The following is a 22,564-nucleotide window of genomic DNA, read 5'->3' as shown; positions in this document are numbered from 1 at the left end:
TCTTACACCGTAATGAGAATGATTGCTATTATTTTGCCGTTGTTTTAAGCCTGATGCCCTCTTTCCTTCTCTGTCACCCGCTTTTCGCGTCCTGAAAAACGCGGCTTGCATGACGAGTGCAGCGTCCAAGAAGAGCGGATTCCATCCGTCACCCGCAGCGGCCAGGCAAGCACGGCTTTTCTCAGTTTTCCAGTTATCAATCCAGCACCCGGAGACGGTGCTGAAGTAGGAGGCGCGTCAGCGTGAAAGAGTCATTTCGCCAATGTATGGCATGGCTGCATACCTGGGTCGGTCTGGTAGTGGGCTGGATCCTGTTTTTCGTCTTCGTCACGGGCACGGCAGGCTATGTAGACGATGAAATCACCCGCTGGATGGAGCCCGAGCGTCCCTTGCCCATGCAAGTTCTACCTGAGCAATCCAGCCAGATGCTGGATCAGGCCCTGACGCAGCTACAAACACATGCCCCGGCAGACTCCAAAGCCTGGACCATTACCCTGCCGCATCAAGCCCTGAACCCACGTGCCACGCACGGGCTGTCCATTGCCTGGGAAGAAATGTCCCAACCCGGTCAGCGTGGCCGTCGCGGGGTCGAGGAACTGGACCCGGTCACCGGCCAGATTCAACCAGAAACAGAACCCCGCGCCACCGCTGGTGGCACGGGTCTGTATCGCATGCACTATGCGCTGCACTACATGCCGTACCCCGTCGCTATCTGGCTGGTCGGTATCTGCACCATGCTGATGCTGTTGGCCGTCATGACGGGCGTGGTGACACACAAAAAGATCTTTACCGACTTTTTCACCTTCAGACCCGGCAAGGGACAACGCTCCTGGCTGGACGCACACAATATCGTCAGCGTGATGTCCCTGCCCTTTTTCCTGATGATTACCTACACGGGCCTGATCTTTTTCATGTCCTTCTATATGCCGACCGGACGAGAGATCATGTACGGCGCAACAGAGGAAGGACGACAGGCTTACTTCCAGGATATTCGCCAGCAAAAACATGACTTCCTGCCCGTCAGCATGCCGCAGGCTCCGTTAAGCGCGATGATGCACAGCGCTGAACAAACCTGGGGCAAGAACAGCATTGCCTCGGTACACATTACGCATCCGGCAGATAGCCAAGCTTATGTAGAACTGCGCCGCACCGGCGTGACGGGCGTGTACTGGACCCGTGCCGAAACCCTGCGCTTTAACGCCATCGATGGCAGCGCCATGAAGCCGGACAACACGAGCAATATCACGGGGGACACACACCGCGTGCTGCTGGCCTTGCACGAAGGCGCATTTGCCGAATGGTGGTTGCGCTGGCTGTACTTTATTTCTGGTTTGCTGGGCTGCGCCGTTATTGGAACGGGCCTGGTGCTGTGGACCGTAAAACGCCGCACCCATCATCAAAAGCGCCTGTCCAAAGCCACCGCGCTGAGCGTATCCGAGCGCTTTGATGCGGCGGGCCTGCGTCTGGTGGAAATCCTGAATGCCGGAACCCTGGCCGGTTTGCCGCTAGGTCTGGCCGCCTACTTCTGGGCCAACCGCCTCTTGCCGGTCACTATGGCCGACCGCGCCGCCTGGGAATTTCATGTGCTGTTTCTGGTCTGGGGCTGGTCCTTCCTGTATGCCTGCTGGCGACCCTTGAAGCGCGCCTGGCTGGAACTGCTCTACCTGACAGCCGCCGCCTATGGCCTGATTCCCGTCCTGAACCTGCTGACGACCGACCGCCATCTGGGCGTTACCGTCACCCATGGCGACTGGGGGCTGGCAGGCTTTGACCTGAGCATGCTTGGCCTGGCCGCCATCTTTATCTATATCGCCATAAAAATGAAACGTAAATGGCACATTGCCAGCCTGTCTAAAAAAACCGCAACCCCTGCCAACTTGCATACTGCGGGAGTGAACGGATGAGTGGACTGACTCCTCGTTACCGCCTGCAAGTGTTGTCGCGCATCGTGGCCGCCACGGTGGGTGGCTACGCCTTGGCAGACGCCGCCACCGTATTGCTGACCTTGCTCTGGCCTTTGCCCAGAGCCCAGGCTGTCCTGGCGGCCAATATGTTGAGCTTTGTCTGGTACACCATCGCCGTCATGTGGGTGTTCAGTACCAAAAGTGCCACTCGCGCCTGGTTGGGCATGGTGCTGCCTACCGCTTTGATCGCCTTGCTCTGCTTTCTGGTGATGCCGGAAGGAGGGCTGCCATGAGCAATACCAGCCTGTGGCTAAATCTGGCCGTATTTATCAGCAGTCTGGCGGGCTTTATCTGCCTGGCCTTGGCCAGCGATCGCCAGGGTGAATTTCTGCTGCATCGCGCGCCTCGCAAGCAGGAAAGGCGGATCTTTCGTTTAATCGGCTGGCCTTTTCTGGCCGTGGCTTGGCTCTTGTGCTGGCAAGGCTGGGGCTGGAGCATCGGCACGGTTGCCTGGCTGGGCTGGCTGACCATGGCCGGAGCCGGACTGACCTTTTACCTGCCCTGGTGGCCTTGGCAGGAAAAGAAACCTGTGCGGGCCAAACCTACGCCAGTTGCGAAGGCAGCGCCTAAAGCGGCTGGAATAGGTAACACTGAATCGGCATCACGCATGTCTACACGTAGCCTAGTCTTGGCCAGCAGCCTTCTGGCCATCCCTGCTGCCTTCGTGATTTATCTGACGCAGCAAGGCCCGCAGCCTGTATTTGGCAACAATGCCCTGCAAAGTCAGATTGGTCCGTGGTCGTTTGCACTGGCTGAAACGAATGACCAAGCCCCTATCAGCGGGCCCACCGGCGCACATCGCAAAGCGTTCCAGATTCGCTTTTGCCAAGCCTGCGACCCGCATATACGCCGCGCCTATCTGCAAGTCAGCAAGCCCGAGCCTATGCCTACACCCCGTCAGGCGTTTAACAGCACACGCTGGACACGATCGGTAGAAATTGCCATCCCGCCCAATAGTGAGGTTGAGCATCAACTATGGCTAACTGTAGAAGCCAAGAATGGAGAAATCTACCATCAGGCTTTTGATTTCCACCAGGTATCACCCGTGACAGCGGCTTTCATTGAGCAAATGCCGTAAGCGTGACCTAAACCGAAAGGGCCAAGCATCTTGGCCCTTTTTTTATTCCTACGCGATTCGGATTTTCCACTGATACTCACTAGCCAATGTTTAAAAAGCAAAACACATCAAGAAAACATAAAACCAATAAAGACGTCAGAATAAATACGTCCCAAAATCCGCCTCCTCAATTACTGAAAATCTAAACTCGTAAACAAAGCATCAAATAACTATTTATATAAACAACTTTCCCTGTTTCATCTTTATTTCGCACCCCTGATTTTTAAATTTCATTCAAAGCAGCTAAAAAATTAGCCCACAAATTACTTATAACGCCATCCCAAAAAGCAGCAATTCTTCGCAATTCCAACAAAACCCTGCATCTGACACAAACTGCCACCTTAAGCACATTTCTCACATTTACTATAAAAAAACACCACCCTCAACAAAGGAAAACTTTTGACAGTTGTTTTCCTTTCCTTCAGTGGGTGAACCGTGCTTATCGCTAGAATGCTGCCGTGTTACATCACTAACAGGGCCATATCATGTCTTTAATTAAACGATGCACCGCAGAAACGCTGGGCACTTTCTGGCTGGTCTTTGGGGGCTGCGGAAGTGCGATCTTTGCCGCTGCCTATCCTGAACTGGGAATTGGTTTTGCCGGAGTAGCCTTGGCCTTTGGCCTGACCTTGCTGACCATGTGCTATGCCATTGGCAATATCTCTGGTTGCCACATCAATCCGGCTGTCACGCTGGGGCTGGTCGCTGGCGGACGCTTCCCCGCTCGTGACGCTATTCCCTACATCCTTGCCCAAGTTATCGGCGGCCTGCTGGCCGGCGGCGTTCTGTACCTGATCGCCAGCGGCAAAGCCGGCTTTGATCCCGTGGCAGGCTTTGCCTCCAACGGCTTTGGCGAGCACTCGCCAGGCAATTACAGCCGCAACGCGGCCCTGATCGCAGAAATTGTGCTGACCGCCTTCTTCCTGTTCATCATCATGGGTGCGACTCACAAGCGTGGTCACGCTGGCCTGGCCGGTGTGGCGATTGGTCTGGCGCTGACCTTGATTCACCTGATCAGCATCCCCATCACCAACACCTCCGTGAACCCTGCCCGTTCCACCGGCGTGGCCTTTTTCCAAGGCACCTGGGCCATGGAACAGTTGTGGCTGTTCTGGGTGGCCCCCTTGATTGGTGGTGTGATCGGCGCCTTGGTGTATCGCTTTTTACATGCCAACGACGAGTAAGCAACACTGACATCGGCATGCAGAACAAAAGAGCCGCATCGTCTGGAGCAAGGCAGCCTGCCCGATTCAAGACAATGCGGCTCTGTGCAAAGGACGCATCCTTGGTGACGTCACGGCAAAATGTCCAGCACAAACCTTACCGATAAACAAGAACCATTCTCATCGATTACCTACAGGTTAACGATAGTAGTCATCGCTTTTTACCTGTCTATACAATAGCGACGTCAATAACGGTTCAGGTGAGAGTCTTCACCTTGATGAAGCGCCGACGGAGCAACGACCCCGGAATCTCTCAGGCAAAAGAATCTTGAACCCTTGACGTTCTGGAGAGAGGCACATCAGTGCCCACCGAAGGGGACCGTCGCCCGCCGATGGATAAGCTCTCAGGTAAACGGACAGAGGGGGTACAAAGGCCATATGGTCTTTGTCCACCTATTTGTCCGGAGCCTATTTATGAGCAGATAGTCAGGCGCCTTGTCTGACCGCCTGGCACACCACCCCTTTATTCCCATTTTTATTCGCACACAGGTCTGTTTTGGCATTTCATGTCGTCAGAACAAGGAGGACTGCTGTGCGCTCCCTACTTTATGTAGATCGGCATCAAGAAAACCGTTCTTGAGGACGGGTTGTGCCCATTGTTTTCTCGCAGCACAGTCATAATTACGCATTTGAACGAAAAAAAACTAGGAGTACAGTGTGTCTCAGCAACATTCATCTGGACTGCAACGCTCGTTGAAAAACCGGCATCTGCAACTGATAGCAATTGGAGGCGCTATCGGCACCGGGCTATTTATGGGATCAGGCCGCACCATTAGTCTGGCCGGACCCTCGGTCTTGTTTACCTACATGATCATCGGCTTCTTTTTATTTTTTGTTATGCGGGCAATGGGAGAATTGCTCCTGCATAACCTGGAATACAAATCTTTTGTGGATTTTTCCGCCGATATTCTCGGGCCCACCATGGGCTACTTTCTAGGCTGGAGTTACTGGTTCTGCTGGGTAGTTATTGGCATTGCCGATATTGTCGCCATTACCGGCTATACCCAATTCTGGTGGCCGGACATTCCACTGTGGCTACCCGGTCTGGCTTGTATTGCCTTTTTGCTGATCTTTAACCTGCTGTCGGCCAAATTGTTTGGCGAGCTCGAGTTCTGGTTTGCCCTGGTCAAGATCATTGCCATCGTGGCACTGATTGGTGTGGGCGCGTACCTGCTGTTTACCGGCTTTGTGGGCCCAACCGGCGAAAAAGCCAGCCTGACCCATTTATGGGATCGCGGCGGGATGTTCCCCAATGGTTTGAATGGTTTCTTTGCCGCTTTCCAGATCGCCATCTTTGCTTTTGTGGGTATCGAACTGGTGGGTACCGCCTCGGCTGAAACGGCTGACCCTGCCAAGAACCTGCCCAAAGCCATCAACAAGATTCCGGTTCGCGTGATTGTGTTTTACGTGTTGGCCCTGACCGCCATCATGACCGTCACCCCTTGGGATATTGTCGCGCCCAACAAGAGTCCGTTTGTGAACATGTTCTTGCTGATTGGCGTGGGTGCCGCAGCAGCCATCATCAACTTTGTGGTGCTGACCTCGGCCCTGTCGTCCGCCAATAGCGGCATGTTCTCCACGGGCCGCATGTTGTACGGTCTCTCCAAGAACAAGCTGGCTCCCGAAGCCTTCAGCCAACTGTCGCGTAACGGTACTCCCCGCAATGGTCTGATCTATTCGTGCGCCCTTTTGCTGTCCAGCCTGTTCCTGCTATACGCAGAAGGCGATGTGATGCGTGTGTTCACAATTGTGACCACCGTGGCCAGCATCTGCTTTATCTTTGTCTGGGCCGTGATCCTGATCACCTACCTGAAGTACCGCCGGGTTCGGCCTGAGGCACACGCTGCATCAAGCTACAAAATGCCCTTTGCCATTCCCATGTGCTATCTGACTCTGGTGTTCTTTGCCTTTGCGCTGTACCTGTTCAGCCAGGAAGAAGAAACCCTGATCGGCCTGATTGCCACACCTTTCTGGTTCCTGGCTCTGCTTATTTGCCTGCCTTTCTACAAGAAACGCATGAAACAAGATCTGGCCCTGAGTCTGGCGACGCAAAGCGTACGCTAAACCAAGCAGGACACAGCACAGTGCGCCCCCGCACTGTGCTGCCGCCACCGGGACTAGCCGTACTGCTGGAGCTGTGTGTTTACTCGGTCCGGGCTGCCCCTTCTGGCTCGCCCCCCTTCGCCACATACAAAGTTTGACTGGGGAAGGCAAAATCGGCACCGTGCTGCTGCACAATATCAATAATCTTCAAATACACATCCTGCTGAATGCCCAACCACTCGGCCCACTGAGTTGTTTTGGTAAAGCAATACACCATGATGTTCAGTGATGAGTCTGCAAAGGCATTGAAATAGACCAGCGTCGTCTGTGTCTGATCAATATCAGGGTGTTGAGCCAGCATCTGGCCAATATCATCCACAATACCGCGCAGCTTGCCGGCATCCTCATACCTCAACCCCACCTCGGTATTGATCCGCCGGTTCGTCATGCGGCCCGGGTTTTCCACACTGATGGAAGAAAACAAGGAGTTGGGCACATAAAGCGGCCGTTTATCAAACGTCATGATCTTGGTCAGGCGCCAACCAATCTCAACCACCGTCCCTTCAATATTGCGATCAGGCGAACGTATCCAGTCGCCAATCTTGAACTGACGATCAAAGTACAACATGGCGCCGGAGAAGACATTGCTCAAAATATCCTTGCCTGCCATACCGATCGCAATGCCGCCGATACCACCAAAGGCCAACAGTCCGGACATACTTAATCCGAAGTGCTCGCCAAAAAACAGCAACATGAGAACAAATGCGCCGAACTTCAACACCCGTGCAATCAGGCGTGCCGAGGTCGGATCCCGCCCTTTGCTAAGCTGCGTTTTCTCCAGACGGTTGATCAACAGCGACAACGTATGCATCAACACCGCCGCTGCCGTCAGCACAGCCACAAAATCGACCATGCGCGGTGTCACCAACGTCACGTGGTAATCGGCAATAGCCATGTTTACGTACTGGCGGGCAACCGCAATGGCGCCGTACAACAAGCCCAACTGCACGATTTGCGCGATGACATTGTGCGACCACTTGCGCCGACGATGTCTCATAAAAGCCAGAATAAATGCCGCCAGCAAGCAGGCCAGAAAGATCCCCATACCTGTCAGGTATTTGATCAACAAGGTGTGATCCTGCACTTTTCCTCCGATTGCGCCGTCCTTGGCCAAGCGATTATAACGAGTTAGGTTTACGTAAGGGTAAACCCACGTTGTGACAGGGCTTGCCTTGCTCATAGACTAAACCGTCAGTCTGAAACAATAACAATTCGCGCCAAAGGAAAACGATGGTTTTAAAGGCTATTGACTCACTCAATGAATTCATCGGCAAAATCCTCTCATTTATCGCCATTATTTTTGCCACCATTATTATTTATGAAGTGTTCATGCGATATGTGCTCAATCAGCCTACCCGATGGACATTTGATGCCACCAAGCAGCTCTACGGTTTTTACTTTTTGATGTTGGGCGCCTATGCCCTCAAGCATCAATCTCATGTCCGCGTTGACCTGCTGATCCAAAAGTTTTCCCCTACCGCTCGCAAATGGACTGAGCTTGCGGGCTACCTCATTTTCTTCTTCCCCTTCGCCTGGGTATTTCTGACTCGCAGCTATGAGTTTGCCATGCGTTCTTTGGCCCAAGGTGAAACGACCTACGGCGCCGTTCAACTGCCCGTTTACCCACTGAAGATTTCCATGGTGGTGGCTGCCGCCCTGTTGCTGATTCAAGGTATTGCCGAGGTAATCCGTCTGCTGACCCAAAAGGAGCCCGGCCATCATGACGCCTGAGTTGATTGCACTGCTGATGGGTGGCCTGCTGTTGCTGGGCCTATTCATGGGCCATCCCTTGGCTTTCGTTCTGGGTGGAACAGCCGTTATTGGTACGCTCATTGCCGGCAAACCCATGGTCTTGGGCATTGTCGTCAACCGCATCTATGGCGATGTTCTGGACAACTACACGCTGATCGCCATTCCCTTGTTCATCTTGATGGCCCGCTTTCTGTCCGACTCGGAAGTCACGGACAAGATGTTCGAGGCCCTGCGACTTTTAATGTCGCGGGTGCGCGGTGGCCTGGCACTTGCCGTTGTTTTTCTCTCCATTTTGCTGGCGGCGACCACCGGCATTATCGGCGCCTCTATCACCGTCACCGGCATGATGGCATTACGCCCCATGCTGAAATATGGCTATTGCCCCAAGCTGACCACCGGCGTGATCGCCGCCTCGGGGTGCCTGGGCATTTTGATCCCACCGTCCATCATGCTGATCCTGATGGCCAGCTACTCACCGCTGTCCATTGGCGAGCTGTTTGCAGGCGCCCTGATTCCAGGCGTGCTACTGGGTTTGCTCTATGCCGCCTGGGTCGTCTTTATTGCCTGGCGACACCCCGAACGAGCCCCGTCCGTCGAGCCGGAAGAACAGATCTCAAAACCGGCCCTGATCAAAATGTTGCTCCTGGAGGCCGTCCCACCTATTTTCCTGATTCTGGGTATTTTGGGCTCGATGCTAGCGGGTATTGCAACGGCCACAGAGGCATCAGCCATCGGGGTCTTGCTGTCCTTGCTGATCGTCATTTTCCGAGGCAAATTCCAGTGGCGCACCTTCTTTAATGCCCTGTATGAAACGGGTCGCACCTCGGCCATGATCCTGTTCATTGTGGTCGGTGCCACGGCGTTTACCGGAGTGTTCAACATTACGGGCGGACTGGGTGCGGTCCAGGACATCATGCGCGGCCTGGATATGGAGCCCTGGCTGCTGATCGTGGTGATGCTGCTGATTGTCTTTATCCTGGGCTGTTTCCTGGACTGGACGGGTATTGTGCTGCTGTCCTTCCCCATTCTGTTGCCCATCGTTCAGGAAATGGGAGTCAGCCTGCTGTGGTTTGTTGTTTTGGTTGCTGTTGTGTTGCAAACCTCATTCCTGACCCCTCCTTTTGGATACGCCCTGTTTTATCTGCGTGCCATTACCCCTCCCTCAGTCAAAACTACGGAAATTATTACGGGGGTTATTCCGTTTATTTTCCTGGTCATTCTCATGTGTATATTGATAGCCATTTTCCCCAATCTGGTCACATGGCTACCACACGTGCTGTACGGCAGTTAATACAACTAGGAGACACCATGAAGCCAACAAAAAAGATACTCACCGCACTGACCACAGCCGCTCTGCTCAGCATGACAGGCCTTAGCCAGGCAGCCCCTCAAAAATGGACAATGACCAGCACCTGGCCCGCCTCCATCGAATTAGTGGAGATGGACAAAAAGTGGGTCGAGCTTGCCAATAAGCTGGTCGGCGACGAGCTGAAAATTGAATTTTTTGAAGGCGGCTCTCTTGTCCCAACCGGTGAGGTCTTTAGCGCGGTAGAGTCCGGCACCATTCAGGCCGGTGCCGACTGGCCCGGCTATTGGGCAGGCCGTAACCCAGCCTTCTCCCCGCTGGCCACGCACTCGAGCTTGTTCAATGCCATTGACTATGCCAACTGGATCAAAGAATGGGGCGGTGCAGAGCTCTATAACGAGATTTACGGTAAATACGGCATGGTCTATCTGCCCTATGCCATTACCAATAATGAGTCGGGCTTTCGCACCAACACCCCCATTCGTAACCTGGAAGAGCTAAAAGGCAAGCGCCTGCGCTTATCCGGTCTGGAACAAGGTCAGGTGCTGGAGAAAATCGGCGGCACCCAGGTATCGATGGCCGGCCAGGAGCTGTATCAATCGCTGGAGCGCGGCGTGATTGACGGCGCCGAGTTCTCGACGCCCAACGTGGATGTCTCGGCGGGCCTGCATCAAGTCACCAAGCACTGGTCCACACCCGGCTGGCATCAATCTGCCTCTGTATTTGGCGTCATGATCAATAAAGCGGCTTGGGATGCCTTGAGCGACACCACCAAAGAAAAGCTGAAGATTGCCGCCGACGCAACCATGATGTGGTCCATTGCCTTTACCGAAAAACGAGCCACCGAAGGTTTGCGCACCTTCCAAAAAGCGGGTGTTCAAATCCACCGCATGGATGACGAAAGTCTGAAAACCATTCAGCAGGTAACCAACGAGGTCATGATTTCCGTGGCCTGCAGCAACCCCGATGCCGCCAAAGTCTATGCCAGCCAGATCGAATACCTGCAAGACTACAAAGACTGGCGCGAGACCTCCATGCCCTTTAATCTGGGACGCCCCATTGACGGCCCGGACCTGGAAAAAATCAAGGCCTGCATGAAGTAAGAGCCTGCTCGTTCATGAGTCAGAAAACGATAGTGGTTCGCCACTATCGTTTTTTAACTCGCCAGACCCCGCAACAATGAGACCGTCATGAGTTTGATCTCTTTACCCGGCAGCTTACTGATTGGTGGTGGTGTTCTAGAGCAACTACCCGATTTGCTGCGCTCGATGCACTGCCAGAAAGCGCTTCTCATTACCGACCCCACCATGGTCTCGTTAGGCCATCCACAGCGGGTCCAGACTTTGCTGGCCCAGCACAACATACACTGCGATATCTTTTCCGAGACTGTCCCCGAACCCACCGCCGCCTCGATTCAGGCCGGTGTCGTTCAAGCCAGCAGCAATACGTACGATGTCTTGATTGCCTTGGGCGGTGGCAGCCCGATTGATAGCGCCAAAGCCATTTCCGTTCTGAGCCGTCATGGCGGTACGATCCGAGACTACGCCGTTCCAGCCCACGTCACCCGCAAAGGGCTTGCTCTGATTGCCATCCCCACTACGGCCGGCACCGGCTCTGAGTTCACCCGTTTCACCATCATTACCGACGAACAAAACGACGAAAAGCTACTGTGCACTGGCCCGGCCTTTGTACCGGACGCAGCGCTGATCGACTATGAGTTGACTCTGACAGTCCCGCCGCGCACGACTGCCGACACCGGCATTGACGCCATGACACACGCTATCGAAGCGTATGTCAGTCGCAAGGCCAATGCCTACAGTGACAGCCAGGCCTTGGCGGCAATGAACCTGATCGGTCCCAACCTGGAGCGAGTCTACCAGGACGGTCAAAACCGTCCTGCCCGTGAAGCCATGATGCTTGGAGCGAGCCTGGCAGGTGTTGCCTTTTCTGCCGCTTCAGTGGCACTGGTGCATGGTATGAGCCGCCCCATCGGCGCCTTCTTTCATGTTCCGCATGGTCTGTCCAATGCCATCCTACTACCAACGGTCACGGCCTTCTCCATCCCGGCAGCCCCTGAACGCTATGCACAATGTGCCCGAGCCTTAGGGTTCGCTGCACCTGAGGATAACGACACCCTGGCCAATCAAAAACTGCTGAGCACATTACATCAACTTAACCAGAACTTGCAGGTTCCCAGCCTACGTGCCCTCGGTATTGAGCAATCACATTTTGACTCTCTACGCCCAACCATGGCCCAACAAGCCCTGGCTTCAGGATCACCCAACAATAACCCCCGGCTTGCGTCTCAAGAAGAGATTGAGGCCCTGTATGCTCAACTCTGGACCTAAGCGGCCTTCAAGAACAGTCGTGTCTTGGCCCACTCCTGCTCGTCGCAACGAAAATAAAAAATAAACCCCAAATCAAAAAACGTGGGGTTCATCAGCAATCTGGATCGTGGTAAACACGATCGTTTTTTTTGTGCCCGCCAGTCAGGTTTGGCCTGCTTTGATCACTACAAGACCTCCAGAAAAGCACGTAAAGCCTGGATTTCCTCGTCACTCAAGTTCAGCTCCCGGATCCGTTCAGACTTACGCGGCACCAATGGACCGGTTTCTTTAGGGTCCGGGCCCATTGCCGCATCGTACATACGCAGCAGACCGTCCAGACTGGGGAACAAACCATTGTGCATCCAGGGACCGGCCTTGGCGACATTACGCAAACTGGGAGTGCGGAACAAGCCCAGATCAGCGGGGTCTCGGCTCCACTCGAACCGCCCCAGATCCTGCAAACGACGTCCATAAAAAGACAGGCCAATATTGTGAAAACCGTTGTCCGTCAACATGGGGCCGTTATGACAGTTCATGCAACGCGCCTTGGTACGAAACAGATGCAGGCCGATCAGCTCCTGATCATTCAAAGCGGCCATATCTCCGGCGATAAAGTCATCAAAGCGCGTTGCTGCCGGACGGAGGGTGACTACATAAGCGGCCAAGGCTCGGGCCAATCGCGCGGCGTCGATGGGATTGGATGAGGATGCGCCAAAGGCTTGTTGAAATGCCTGTCTATAGTCCTCTGACTCCTGCAAACGCGGCATCAAGTCACTCAAGGCATGGTTCATTTCCAGCGGATTTTCAATAGGGCCAACAACTTGCTCCTGCAAGGTGTTGGCACGGCCATCCCAGAACAAAGCTTTGGCAAACGGCGCAGCAAACAAGGGCGGAGTACGGCGCTTGCCCATCAAGCCGTCCTCCCCGACGGCGGAGGCTTTGCCATCGGTAAAGGACTTGTCCGGCTGATGACAGGACGCACAAGAAATCTGCTTTTTGCGGGACAGTTGCTTATCAAAAAATAACCGGGCACCCAAGGAAACAATCTGTGTGTTCCTGGCATCCTCTGCCGCCTGGGGCTGGGCGCTGGAGCCCGGCCCCGGCACGGGCCCCCACTCTTGCCAGGGCTGCCCCGGATCAATAGTGGGCGCAGGCCATTGAGCGGGGACATTTTTATAGAGGATGCGTAGACACTCGGCCTCCAGCCTGTCCTTAGCTCCACAGGATTGCTCTGTTATCTCCGACGCGGAAGGCCCCGTAGTGAGCACAGGAGCAGAAGCTAAACCTGAGCCAAGCTTCTGCTCCGCTCCTGTCTCCACTCCCCCCGCCGCGCAAGCGGCTCCTGGCAGCACGGTTGCCAGTGCCACCATCAGCAAACTTGCGCCTGCTCGCCCCCCTTTTAATATCGATAGGAAGCGCGCAACCACAGCTCTCGTCCTGTGCGATAAAGGTTCGGGTTCAGCACCGAAGTCGGTGTCGAGACCACTACGGGTGCTTGCTTGTCCAGCACGTTTAGCACATCCAGCCCCAGGCCCAGACCTTTAAGCATGGCCGGCTCCCAATCCAGGCGCATATCCCAGGTCCAATAGGAACCGACCCGACCGGACTCATACTTTTCCAGTCCGTCGTTCCGACTCAGACCCACATAATGCACATCCATGCGCGCACTGTTCCAGTTGATCCGGTTGTTCATCTGCAAACCATAACGCGCCCACCTACCAGTCACACCGGCACTGACTCGCCAAGGCAGGTTGTAATCCCCCACTGGACGATCACCCCGGCGTATCAGGTCACCGTTGTAATAGATGTTCTCCTCCTGTGCTTCGGCCTCGCCATCGTAGCCATCAGCCAGCTTGTTATTGCGCTTGCTGTGCTGATAAGTCACATCCACACGCGCTGTCCACAGGCTCTCACCCAAGGTCCAAGGGGCCGTGCTCATCAGACTCAAGGTAAAAGCATCCGTTTTGGACTTACCGTTGTTCGTGTAGGTGTAGCCTGTCTTGGCCAGCCCTTCGAGAGAGACTTGTTGACGACCATAACGGCGTACATAGGCCAGCTCGGCGGCCACCTTGCTTGATAACTGCTGCTGCAAGCGCAAGGCCCACTCGTCGTCATACGGTGTTCTCAGCCCATCCAGCTTGTAGGCCGTGTGCGACGGCCGGTCGACCGGCTTGCCCCCCGTCACCAACAAAGTGTGTAGTTGGCTCTTGCGCTCACGCATGGCGGTTCCAAGAATATCCATGCCGTAATAACGCGACCAGCCACCTGACAGGCGAGTTTCTCCTGTTCCCAGCACATCCCATTCCAGCAAGGTACGTGGCGCCAGATTGGTGTTGCCAAAGTAATTGTCTTTATCCATGCGCAAGCCCGTGGTCAGGGCCAGATTCTGCCAGGCCAGGCGATCCGACACATAAACGGATGCATTGGTATAGCTGACTCCCACCTCTCCAGCACGGTAGTAGTTCAAGGTCTGGACCTTGCTAGCTTGCCCACCGCTGTAATGACGTTTTTGCCCCCCATACGCATCCTGATGACGGACAAACTCTCCCTTGGTGTGGGCCAGCTCAAAACCCACATAAGGCGTATGTTCAATGGCCCCGGTCTGGAACGGCTTGAACTCCAGTCGGGACTTCAAGGTCAGGTTGCGCTGCTCGGTGGATTCCTGCCCAAACCCGCCGCTGATATAGGTGTAGTCTGGTCGGCCATTGGGCAAAAACACCATATTGACCATGTACTCCGTGCCGTCGGAATTACGGTAGCTGTTCATCTGGTCATAACCCAGTTGCACACGGCCTAGCCCCCACCCAAAGTCATGGTTCAGATCGAAACCCAGACCATAAGCTTTCTGTTGATGCTGCCACTGAACCCGATTGGCCAGGATGCCGGAATCCACCAGGTCCTCGCGCCGATCCGCGTACTTGAAGGTCAGGGCGGAGTCCGTGCTGGCACTCCAACGGGTATGAACTTTGGCGAACACATTATCGACACGGTCCTTGGAGTTCGTATTCACATCGGTGAACTCCTTCTCGTGCAAGACGCGCATGGTGCGATCAATGCTGGACTCACGCCGGGACACATTGATCAAGGCAGCGGTGCTATCCGTGATGCCCACATCCAGCATGGCGGACGAAAAGCGCTTGGTCCAGGCAGGAGTGAAACCCGGTTCACCGGCCCCAAACTTTTTCTTTTGCTCTTCGGGCACAGTCTGCGACGTTAGCTCCGAGGAGTTGTAGCTGAAGTCCGCACGAAAGCTGTTATCACCCTTGGGATCTCGCACCTTGGCATCGACCACGCCCCCGGTAAAGCGACCATACTCCACGGGAATGCTGCTATCGAGCACCGTTACGCTCTCCAGCATATGGGTATCCAGGTTGTAGGCCTGAGCATAGGCGGGCACGTTGCCCACCTGCAGGTTCAAATTACGGCTGGCCGGATCAATCTGATTGGTGGAGCTGATGCCATCAATTTGGAACTGATTCTGGAAGGGGCTGGCCCCATAAAAGCTGATATCTTCCAGCGCCAAAGAGCCACGATTTGCACTGGTTTTTGCGGCTTCGTTCTGACGAACAGCCGGGTTGTCGGCCAGAAGGCTGGACAGATCACGGTTACCCGCTGCGCGTTGATCCAGTTCTTCGCGGGAATAACGGCGCTCTCCGACACGCTGCCCGTGGACACGGACAGGGTCGAGCACGGACAAGCCTTTGGCAACAGGAGCCGTCACAATCGCATAACGCTGATCGCCCTGTGCTCTGGCCGCCAATCCCCAAGGGGCCAGCAAGGTATCCAAAGCCTGCTCAACCGTCAGTTCGCCTTGCAAGGCTACAGCGCGCTTTTCCCGAACCTGCCCCGGTGAAAACGCGATCTCCACCTGGGCTTGACGGCCAATCTGCAAAAGTGCATCGGCCAAAGGCTGAGACGCCATATCCAGCACGATCGGCCCGGCCGCGTGCGCCTGCATGGGCTGCATCAGCAGCAAGACACTGGCCATCAAGATAGCCACTTGCCCCTGCTTAAAGCGCGAGCCTTGGGAAGAAGAAAAAGAGTCGGTTGCCACGCCGGAACGAACATGCCTGCGCATGGCAAAAAGAGGCGGCGTGTCCTGCAAAGCGCACTTCATGATGGAGCATCCTATGTAAACAACTACCCTCAGGACGCTGTGCTACCCCTCTTTCCTCACCCCTGATGACCATCGTATTTTTTTATTGATAATAATTATCATTAGTAAATAACTATAAGCCCCGGCAACTCCCTGATTTGTAAGCCTTGCCCCACGGTCAGCAAGTTCAGGGCGGCGGCTGGCCGAGCCGCTTGCACCACACCGGACACCCGCGTTGCCTCCGCCTTCTCGCTACCCATCCAGATCACGCGATGCGTGTACTGTCCCAACTGACGGGCCGCTTCCCGCAGGCTGACATCATCAAAACTCAGTAAACCATTCGTCCAGGCCGGGGCCGCTTCCGCGTGTGTGGAAGCCGTAGACTGGGCCAATTGCGCCTGCAATTGCCCGTGCGCCACCGTGGCCCTGTCTCCCGGCTGCAAGATCACCGGCTGCGACGTATCGCAAGACTGGCACTGCACCTGCACGGTATGTTCATACACTGCCACAGTACTGACCTGATCGTTAAAGCTGACCTCGTAGCGCGTCCCCAAGGCCGTCGCCTGCGCCAGGCCGGTTTGCACAGTGAACGGGCCGGTCTGAGCCGTGGCAGACACCACCTGAAAGAAGGCGCGCCCCGACTCCACGCTGACCTGCCGTTGACCATTTTCAAAATTCAGACGCACACGGGTCTGCGCGTCCAGAATCGCCACCGAGCCATCAGGCAGACTTAATTGGGTGATCTCTACCCCACTGTTGATCAAACCTTGCTGCTCAAACATCTGCCAGGCGTAAAAAGACGCCCCCATCAAGACACAGGCACTGGCCAGCGTTTTGACACGGGATTTTCGCTTTTTACGGGCAATGGGCAGCATCGACACCTGATCCAGTCGCCGCCAACTGGCCGCCAAGGCATCATAGGTTTGAGCATGTAAAGGATCAGCCCCATACCAGGCATCGAACTGAGCCAGGGTGTCCGGCTCTAGCTTGGCACCTTCTTTGCGCACCACCCAACGAGCGGCATCTTCATCCACACGGCTCCAGGCCGAATCTGGCGGCGCGTTCATTCTGCGCAATTAAAGACTTGGTGCGCCACCAGCAAAATACGCATCATGTGTTTTTCAATGGTGCTCTCGGACACCGACAACTTCTGGGCGATCTGCGCGTAGCTCATCTCTTCACAGCGATGCATCATAAAAATACGTACGCTGCGCTGGGACTGAGCCATCAGGGCCTGCTCCAGACGTTGCAAGGTTTCCTTGGCCTGCACTTCTTCGTACGTATCCGGCGCATGGTGATGGGCGACACTCAAGGCGTAGCCATCGAACGCAGCCTGCTCGCGTGTTTGACGCCGATACCAATCCGCCGCGATATTGGCGGCAACTTTGAACACATAGGCTCTGTGGTTGTCCGCCGTAACCTGCTTCCCCTTCTCCAACAAACGCAGCCACGTGTCATGTGCGCAGTCTTGCGCCAGTTCAGAACAATGCGTACGCCTGCGCAAATAACGGATCAAATCCGGGTAATGGGTCAGGAACGCCGCCGTCAGCTTGGACATAGAAAGACAATCAGATAAACATATAATTAATAATCATTCTCATTATTATATACACGCCCAACGCCTTGTTTGCTACTACCTGCCATTAATACGCTGACTAATGGTTGCCGTCGCCTGGATGCCTTCCCCTGTCTGCAGGCATAAAAAAAGCGCAGCGTGTCTATACGCTGCGCCTGCCAAAAACCCAAGTTTGAGTGCTTAGGCTTTCTTCAAGTACATGGCCTTTAACAAATAGCTAATGCCATCAATCTTGCAATCGACTTCGTGGTCACCCCGAACCAGACGGATGCCTTTGGCCTTGGCCCCCTTTTTCAAGGTATTGGAACCTTTCACCTTCAGGTCTCGGATCAGAATCACATCGTCGCCAGCGGCCAGCACATTGCCGTTGCTGTCTTTAACGATCAGCTCATCACTATCGGTTTCAGACTCCAAGGCCGGGTCTGCGTCTTGCCATTCATAGCCACAATCGGCACATACCCATTGCTCGGTGTCATGGTAGGTATTTTCCAAGGTGCACTGAGGACAAGGAAGCGGTGTGCTCATATTTTTTTCCTGTAAAAAGCTGGGTGCTGCTGCACCAGAAGTGCGGCCAGTTTAGCCCTTTGCATCAGGAAGGCCAAAAACGCTGAGCCCCAATACAGCCAGACCGTACCTTTCACGGGCACCTGCCTGCGTATTGCGAAACGGTTGTCTGCACAAACTCGAACCTGTTGAGCATCACACTAACAAGGCAACAATCTGTTCAAGCACCAATCCCATACCGCCTGGGCCGACTGTCTGACCGGGGCTGAGCGCCTGCGCACCAGATAGAAGTCCGGTCCCAAAATCCCTGCCTGCGCCACCTGCACCAAGCGCCCAGCGGCCAGATCCGTTGCCACAAAAGCCTTGCAGGCCAAAGCCACGCCTTGGCCTGCCATAGCAGCATCCAATGCCAGCGTTGTCTGGTTGAATACCGCGCCCGGCAACTTGCCGCCGGCTTTCAAGAAGGTAGCCCAATGCCCTTGAGCGTCATGCAATAAGGGCAACACACGCAACTGTTCAAGCGATAAAGGAAGCGTCATATTCCCCACCAAACGGGGGCTGGCCACGGCCACGACATCCTGACGAAACAACAACTGGGCCTCCAGGTCCGCCGCAAAAGGCGGGCGAGTCAGGCGCACGGCAATGTCAACCTGATCACGCTCAAAATCCGACAAGGCCTCCGTTGCCACGGTACGTAGCTCCACATCAGGCAAGGCCGCCTGCAAATCCCCCAGGCGGGGAATCAGTAACTTGGCAGCCACCGTGGGCGTGACACTGATCGTGACCGTATCAGGGCGTACCAACAAGCGCCCGGTTGCATCAGCCAAGGTATCAAAAGCACGGGTGACCTCGGCCAGATAGGCCGCACCCGGCAAAGTCAGTTGCAAACCACGCGGATGACGTTGAAACAGCGCAAGGCCCAAATGCTCTTCCAAGGCCCGGACTTGCTGGGCAACAGCCCCTTGCGTCACCCCCAGCTCATCCGCGGCGGCACGGAAACTCAAACGACGACCAGACACTTCAAAAGCACGCAAGGCATTGAGCGGGGGCAAGGAACGGCGAGATTTCATCATTTTTAAACAGTAGTTTTTCTACACCCTTGAAGGCTTATTTATCGCATGATTTTTCTAATGCAGGCTGAAATAATAGTATCAATCTCAACACACGGAGGCTCTCATGACTGTAGAAAAAGTAGCACTTATTAGCGCAGGCGGCTCGGGTATGGGTGCCGCAGCGGCCCGCAAACTGGCCCAAGATGGCTACCACGTCGCCATCCTGTCCTCGTCCGGCAAGGGCGAGGCTTTGGCCAAGGAGTTGGGCGGCATCGGTCTGACCGGATCGAATCAATCCAACGAGGACTTGCAGCGGCTGGTTGACCTGACCATGCAACGCTGGGGACGTATCGACGCCCTGGTCAGCTCCGCCGGACACGGCCCGCGTGGCCCGGTTCTGGAGATCAGCGACGAAGACTGGCACAAAGGCATGGACGTCTACTTTCTGAATGCCGTGCGTCCAGCGCGACTGGTGGCACCCATCATGGCCGCGCAAGGTGGTGGGGCGATTGTGAATATTTCTACAGCCTGGGCGTTTGAGCCTGCGGAGATGTTCCCCACGTCGGCGGTATTTCGCGCCGGGCTGGCCAGCTTCACCAAGATTTTTGCAGACAGCTATGCAGCCAAGAATGTACGCATGAACAACGTGCTGCCCGGTTGGATTGATAGCCTGCCCGCCACCGCAGAACGACGAGAAAGCGTGCCCATGGAACGCTATGGCAAAGCCGAGGAAATTGCGGCGACAATTGCGTTTTTGTTATCGGATGGCGCTGGGTATATTACCGGACAGAACATCAAGGTGGATGGTGGACTGACTCGGTCGGTGTGAACGGTAAAAGGCTGATCAGGCTGCGGCGTGCATACTGGCTAGAAGCCGTCTGACTCTAAGCACTCACACTGAACCACATCAAACGACACGTGCATTCTGACGTATCCAAGGTGACAAAAGCCGTAGACCGTCATGCCACATAGGTATGGCTGGCAGGCCCCAAATTATTAGGTTTGACAGTTTTTTCTCTCTGCTGAGGGCTGTCGTCTATATGAAGCATGGAACGCTAGCGTTCCTTCAAAATCGCCACAATAATAGACTTTAGTGCTGCAATCGCCTCTTCAACACTATATTCTCCGATGGATACTGACCTGGCAACCTCTTCAATCGCCCCGAAAATTGCAATAAACCTCAGCCTGACGTCTGCTCCTTTTTTCGTCATGAAACAGCGAAAGATTTCCTCGTATGCGTCCGCAAAGAAGTCCCTGATGCGTAGTCGTATATCCTGATAATCAGGATAGGCCAGCAGTGCAGAAACAATCGCTTCGTATTGATTGCCGCCGTAGCAGGTGCACTCGATGTATGAGACGACTACTGCCTCAGCCGCGCACTCTATTGTTTTAGCGCCGGAGGAAATGGCTGCCTGAGTCGCTGCAATGACTCGCTCGTCGTAGCGTCTATAAAGCTGGATGAGCAGGCCTTCCCGAGTAGAGAAGTGGTCATACGTAAGAGCTTTTGTCACACCAGCCTTATCGGCAAGAGTGATGAGAGTCAGGGCCTCCGTCCCGTTGGCCCTGACGATACTATCGGCAACGGAGAGCAACTGCTCCCGTCTTTCCTGCTTGGATAAGCGCTTGGCCATCACTTTGCCCTCCCTTTTGCAGGGCTGGGAAATACAACAAACATCTGATCCACATAAATAAACACTGCTATTGCCGAGAGCATCATTTCACCGATTTTGTTCAGTTTCGTTTTGAATCGTCTTAAGGTTCGATAAACAAGGCTTTCTGAGCAAGCAGGATAACAATGCGTACAGTAACCAGACCGCCTACGAAGAAAAAGAAGCGAAGAAACTGTGTTCATTATGCTCATCCGTAGCGCGGTCCCTGACATCACGTGGTTAATTGTGTTCGTCACTACTCGCGCCAAAGTGTGCATGCGCATCGAAGCTAAGGTACAAAAGAAGTTCGCTATATCCTGGATAAGGATGTATGGCACTTTGCAATCCCTGTAGCGGAATGCCATGTTGCTTCATGACTTGGAGTTCACCAAGTAATTCACAAGCTCGTTCACCCAGGATACTGGCCCCGAGAATGTGGCCATGTTTATCGCAAATGACTTTTCCCATACCGTCGGTTTTCTGATCAACGACGGCACGGTCAAGGTCGGAGTATTTGCCCGTGAATACGGTTATTTCATCACCGTAAACGCACCGGGCTTCCTCTTCTGATAGACCGCAATGCGCCAGTTCAGGCTCCGTAAACGTGCACCAGGCCACCCCTTCCAGGCTGATCGGCTTCGGAGAGTCTGTGCTATACAGATTGCGTACAAGCTCTCTTGCCTGATAACCACCGGTGTGCGAGAACAGGTAGGGGCCAACCACATCACCAACCGCATAGATACCTGGTGTAGTTGTTTCACAGAAGTCATCAACCTTGATTCCTTTTGCGTCATACTCGACGCCCACATCGGAGAGATTGATTGTATCGGTATTAGGCTTTCGTCCCAATGCCAGTAAAAGACTATGGCCTCGAATTTCTTCAATGCTGTCTCCGGCGGTGAAGGACAAAACAATATCAGCGCCCTCCTGCCGAACCGACTTGACTGTGCGGCCAACATAGATCCCCACACCTTCTTTCAATAACATATCTTGAACTGCACCAACAAACTCTGGCTCCTCACGAGGCAAAACTGTTTCCGCCTGATCTACAAGCTTGACCTTGACTCCCAACCGTTGGAATGCCTGCGACAACTCGACGCCAATGGCGCCAGCGCCCAAAACGATCAGACTCTCCGGCAGGGATTCGAGCTGGAAGATATTTTCGTTGGTCAAATAGGGAACGCTCTGCAGGCCAGGAATACCCGGCACGACGGGCGACGAGCCGGTAGCAATCACTATCCGGTCTGCATAGATAGCCTGGCCATCAACATCAAGCGTCGTATTATCAATCAAACGTGCAGTGCCATGTCGGTACTCAATACCTGCATCTTGCAACGTGGGTACCGCTTCTGCTTGGTGGGCCTCTTCAATCAATGCCCTGACTTTGCGCATGATCGCAGCGCCATCGATGGCAATTGAGGCATACTTTTGCGCTACCTTGACATCTTTGGCTATCTGAATGAGCGCTTTACTTGGGATACACCCAGCCCATGTGCACTCTCCACCGGGCTTGTGTCTCTCGATGAGAACCACCCGTTTCCCAGCAGAAACAGCTGTCAGTGCCGAATTCAACCCACCGGCTCCAGCGCCAATCACGGCCAGATCAAAACTTTGCACGCCTACTCCTAGTCTTTCTAACAAGCACTGCTCATTAACCATTAACTTACCTTTGGTATATTACCTTTAGTAAGTTATGGAGTAAAGCCCTGTAACCGGATTGATTTAACAAGGCCCAGTGAGGATGGAATAGTGTGAATAACCGGGTCTGATGAATGACCGTCCCCCGTTTATGGGGTAGAGCCAGTAGAGCCTTTAGCAACTTGGTGGCGCATCCCAGGCACAACGGTACAACGCCGTGCTGCGACATGAACTCACGCAATTCTGTATATAGGCCA

The 22,564-nt window shown here is 54.4% G+C and carries 19 protein-coding genes, 1 pseudogene and 1 riboswitch; of the genes and pseudogenes, 10 read left to right on the top strand and 10 right to left on the bottom strand.

What is annotated here, in order from left to right:
- Positions 1–242 precede the first annotated feature (242 nt).
- The 5 genes from CA948_RS02415 to CA948_RS02395 all read left to right on the top strand — a co-directional run bounded on the left by CA948_RS02415 (position 243) and on the right by CA948_RS02395 (position 6,368).
- The gene (locus CA948_RS02415; RefSeq protein WP_238988637.1) at positions 243–1,904 is read left to right on the top strand and encodes a PepSY-associated TM helix domain-containing protein; all 1,662 of its coding nucleotides are present in this window, start codon (positions 243–245) and stop codon (positions 1,902–1,904) included.
- Positions 1,901–2,197, top strand: coding sequence for a DUF3649 domain-containing protein (locus CA948_RS02410; RefSeq protein ID WP_108727225.1), 297 nt, complete (start codon positions 1,901–1,903; stop codon positions 2,195–2,197). Before CA948_RS02415 ends, CA948_RS02410 begins: the two co-directional genes overlap by 4 nt.
- Entirely contained in the window at positions 2,194–3,042 is an 849-nt protein-coding gene (locus tag CA948_RS02405) for a DUF3325 domain-containing protein (RefSeq protein ID WP_108727224.1), read from the top strand. The genes CA948_RS02410 and CA948_RS02405 overlap by 4 nt, the downstream gene beginning before the upstream one ends.
- Before the next feature lie 524 nt (positions 3,043–3,566).
- The gene (gene aqpZ / locus CA948_RS02400; RefSeq protein ID WP_094196172.1) at positions 3,567–4,265 is read left to right on the top strand and encodes an aquaporin Z; all 699 of its coding nucleotides are present in this window, start codon (positions 3,567–3,569) and stop codon (positions 4,263–4,265) included.
- Positions 4,266–4,493: 228 nt separating this feature from the next.
- A riboswitch (glycine riboswitch) is annotated at positions 4,494–4,583 on the top strand.
- Positions 4,584–5,057: 474 nt separating this feature from the next.
- On the top strand, positions 5,058–6,368 hold the full coding sequence (locus CA948_RS02395) for an amino acid permease (RefSeq protein ID WP_230018819.1): 1,311 nt from the start codon (positions 5,058–5,060) through the stop codon (positions 6,366–6,368).
- A gap of 79 nt (positions 6,369–6,447) precedes the next feature.
- Here the strand turns inward: CA948_RS02395 and CA948_RS02390 are convergent, their stop codons facing one another.
- Positions 6,448–7,587 carry a mechanosensitive ion channel family protein gene (locus tag CA948_RS02390; protein ID WP_275263381.1) on the bottom strand — a complete coding sequence of 380 codons (1,140 nt, stop codon included), beginning with the start codon at positions 7,585–7,587 and terminating at the stop codon, positions 6,448–6,450.
- A 50-nt stretch (positions 7,588–7,637) separates the two neighbouring features.
- Between CA948_RS02390 and CA948_RS02385 the strand changes: the two genes are divergently transcribed.
- The 4 genes from CA948_RS02385 (at position 7,638) to CA948_RS02370 (ending at position 11,813) form a co-directional block, all read left to right on the top strand.
- Complete coding sequence (locus CA948_RS02385) at positions 7,638–8,138, top strand: TRAP transporter small permease subunit (protein WP_094196170.1); 501 nt, start codon at positions 7,638–7,640, stop codon at positions 8,136–8,138.
- On the top strand, positions 8,128–9,450 hold the full coding sequence (locus tag CA948_RS02380) for a TRAP transporter large permease (protein ID WP_094196169.1): 1,323 nt from the start codon (positions 8,128–8,130) through the stop codon (positions 9,448–9,450). Before CA948_RS02385 ends, CA948_RS02380 begins: the two co-directional genes overlap by 11 nt.
- Positions 9,451–9,467: 17 nt before the next feature.
- Positions 9,468–10,568 (top strand): TRAP transporter substrate-binding protein DctP, encoded by a 1,101-nt coding sequence (gene dctP, locus CA948_RS02375; RefSeq protein ID WP_094196168.1) that lies wholly within the window; start codon positions 9,468–9,470, stop codon positions 10,566–10,568.
- A gap of 87 nt (positions 10,569–10,655) precedes the next feature.
- Complete coding sequence (locus tag CA948_RS02370; RefSeq protein WP_108727223.1) at positions 10,656–11,813, top strand: iron-containing alcohol dehydrogenase; 1,158 nt, start codon at positions 10,656–10,658, stop codon at positions 11,811–11,813.
- Between the two features lie 164 nt (positions 11,814–11,977).
- Here CA948_RS02370 and CA948_RS02365 read toward each other — a convergent pair whose 3' ends face one another.
- The 6 genes from CA948_RS02365 to CA948_RS02340 form a co-directional block, all read right to left on the bottom strand.
- Positions 11,978–13,162, bottom strand: a complete 1,185-nt coding sequence (locus CA948_RS02365; RefSeq protein ID WP_108727222.1) for a cytochrome-c peroxidase — start codon at positions 13,160–13,162, stop codon at positions 11,978–11,980.
- 29 nt (positions 13,163–13,191) lie between these two features.
- Positions 13,192–15,909, bottom strand: a complete 2,718-nt coding sequence (locus CA948_RS02360; RefSeq protein WP_108727221.1) for a TonB-dependent receptor — start codon at positions 15,907–15,909, stop codon at positions 13,192–13,194.
- 101 nt (positions 15,910–16,010) lie between these two features.
- Entirely contained in the window at positions 16,011–16,955 is a 945-nt protein-coding gene (locus CA948_RS02355) for a FecR family protein (RefSeq protein WP_108727220.1), read from the bottom strand.
- Positions 16,952–17,446 carry an RNA polymerase sigma factor gene (locus CA948_RS02350; protein WP_108727219.1) on the bottom strand — a complete coding sequence of 165 codons (495 nt, stop codon included), beginning with the start codon at positions 17,444–17,446 and terminating at the stop codon, positions 16,952–16,954. The genes CA948_RS02355 and CA948_RS02350 overlap by 4 nt, the downstream gene beginning before the upstream one ends.
- A 198-nt stretch (positions 17,447–17,644) precedes the next feature.
- A complete protein-coding gene (locus CA948_RS02345; RefSeq protein WP_108727218.1) occupies positions 17,645–17,989 on the bottom strand; it encodes a zinc ribbon domain-containing protein YjdM in 345 nt (114 codons plus the stop codon).
- 179 nt (positions 17,990–18,168) lie between these two features.
- The gene (locus CA948_RS02340; protein ID WP_094196162.1) at positions 18,169–19,041 is read right to left on the bottom strand and encodes a LysR substrate-binding domain-containing protein; all 873 of its coding nucleotides are present in this window, start codon (positions 19,039–19,041) and stop codon (positions 18,169–18,171) included.
- 103 nt (positions 19,042–19,144) lie between these two features.
- Here CA948_RS02340 and CA948_RS02335 point away from each other — a divergent pair, with 103 nt between their 5' ends.
- Positions 19,145–19,849: an SDR family oxidoreductase gene (locus CA948_RS02335; protein ID WP_108727217.1), complete on the top strand. Its 705-nt coding sequence runs from the start codon at positions 19,145–19,147 to the stop codon at positions 19,847–19,849.
- Between the two features lie 68 nt (positions 19,850–19,917).
- Here CA948_RS02335 and CA948_RS17915 read toward each other — a convergent pair.
- The 3 genes and pseudogenes from CA948_RS17915 to CA948_RS02320 form a co-directional block, all read right to left on the bottom strand.
- Positions 19,918–19,983, bottom strand: a pseudogene (locus CA948_RS17915) (hypothetical protein); the annotation flags it as partial.
- A gap of 92 nt (positions 19,984–20,075) precedes the next feature.
- A complete protein-coding gene (locus CA948_RS02325; protein ID WP_108727216.1) occupies positions 20,076–20,651 on the bottom strand; it encodes a TetR/AcrR family transcriptional regulator in 576 nt (191 codons plus the stop codon).
- 258 nt (positions 20,652–20,909) lie between these two features.
- Positions 20,910–22,286: a dihydrolipoyl dehydrogenase family protein gene (locus CA948_RS02320; protein ID WP_159086107.1), complete on the bottom strand. Its 1,377-nt coding sequence runs from the start codon at positions 22,284–22,286 to the stop codon at positions 20,910–20,912.
- Positions 22,287–22,564: the final 278 nt, after the last annotated feature.

It is taken from the genome of Alcaligenes aquatilis (assembly GCF_003076515.1).
Classification (GTDB): Bacteria; Pseudomonadota; Gammaproteobacteria; order Burkholderiales; family Burkholderiaceae_B; genus Alcaligenes; species Alcaligenes aquatilis.
This window is presented reverse-complemented; position numbering and strand designations above follow the sequence as displayed.

Bases quoted from the DNA above. Each gene is read 5' to 3' on its own strand.
- CA948_RS02325 (WP_108727216.1), bottom strand. From the start codon at position 20,651: ATGGCCAAGCGCTTATCCAAGCAGGAAAGACGGGAGCAGTTGCTCTCC.
- aqpZ (WP_094196172.1), top strand. From the start codon at position 3,567: ATGTCTTTAATTAAACGATGCACCGCAGAAACGCTGGGCACTTTCTGG.
- CA948_RS02360 (WP_108727221.1), bottom strand. From the start codon at position 15,909: ATGAAGTGCGCTTTGCAGGACACGCCGCCTCTTTTTGCCATGCGCAGG.
- CA948_RS02340 (WP_094196162.1), bottom strand. From the start codon at position 19,041: ATGATGAAATCTCGCCGTTCCTTGCCCCCGCTCAATGCCTTGCGTGCT.
- CA948_RS02335 (WP_108727217.1), top strand. From the start codon at position 19,145: ATGACTGTAGAAAAAGTAGCACTTATTAGCGCAGGCGGCTCGGGTATG.
- CA948_RS02345 (WP_108727218.1), bottom strand. From the start codon at position 17,989: ATGAGCACACCGCTTCCTTGTCCTCAGTGCACCTTGGAAAATACCTAC.
- CA948_RS02405 (WP_108727224.1), top strand. From the start codon at position 2,194: ATGAGCAATACCAGCCTGTGGCTAAATCTGGCCGTATTTATCAGCAGT.
- dctP (WP_094196168.1), top strand. From the start codon at position 9,468: ATGAAGCCAACAAAAAAGATACTCACCGCACTGACCACAGCCGCTCTG.
- CA948_RS02395 (WP_230018819.1), top strand. From the start codon at position 5,058: ATGGGATCAGGCCGCACCATTAGTCTGGCCGGACCCTCGGTCTTGTTT.
- CA948_RS02410 (WP_108727225.1), top strand. From the start codon at position 1,901: ATGAGTGGACTGACTCCTCGTTACCGCCTGCAAGTGTTGTCGCGCATC.
- CA948_RS02390 (WP_275263381.1), bottom strand. From the start codon at position 7,587: ATGAGCAAGGCAAGCCCTGTCACAACGTGGGTTTACCCTTACGTAAAC.
- CA948_RS02385 (WP_094196170.1), top strand. From the start codon at position 7,638: ATGGTTTTAAAGGCTATTGACTCACTCAATGAATTCATCGGCAAAATC.
- CA948_RS02350 (WP_108727219.1), bottom strand. From the start codon at position 17,446: ATGTCCAAGCTGACGGCGGCGTTCCTGACCCATTACCCGGATTTGATC.
- CA948_RS02380 (WP_094196169.1), top strand. From the start codon at position 8,128: ATGACGCCTGAGTTGATTGCACTGCTGATGGGTGGCCTGCTGTTGCTG.
- CA948_RS02355 (WP_108727220.1), bottom strand. From the start codon at position 16,955: ATGAACGCGCCGCCAGATTCGGCCTGGAGCCGTGTGGATGAAGATGCC.
- CA948_RS02365 (WP_108727222.1), bottom strand. From the start codon at position 13,162: ATGGTGGCACTGGCAACCGTGCTGCCAGGAGCCGCTTGCGCGGCGGGG.
- CA948_RS02370 (WP_108727223.1), top strand. From the start codon at position 10,656: ATGAGTTTGATCTCTTTACCCGGCAGCTTACTGATTGGTGGTGGTGTT.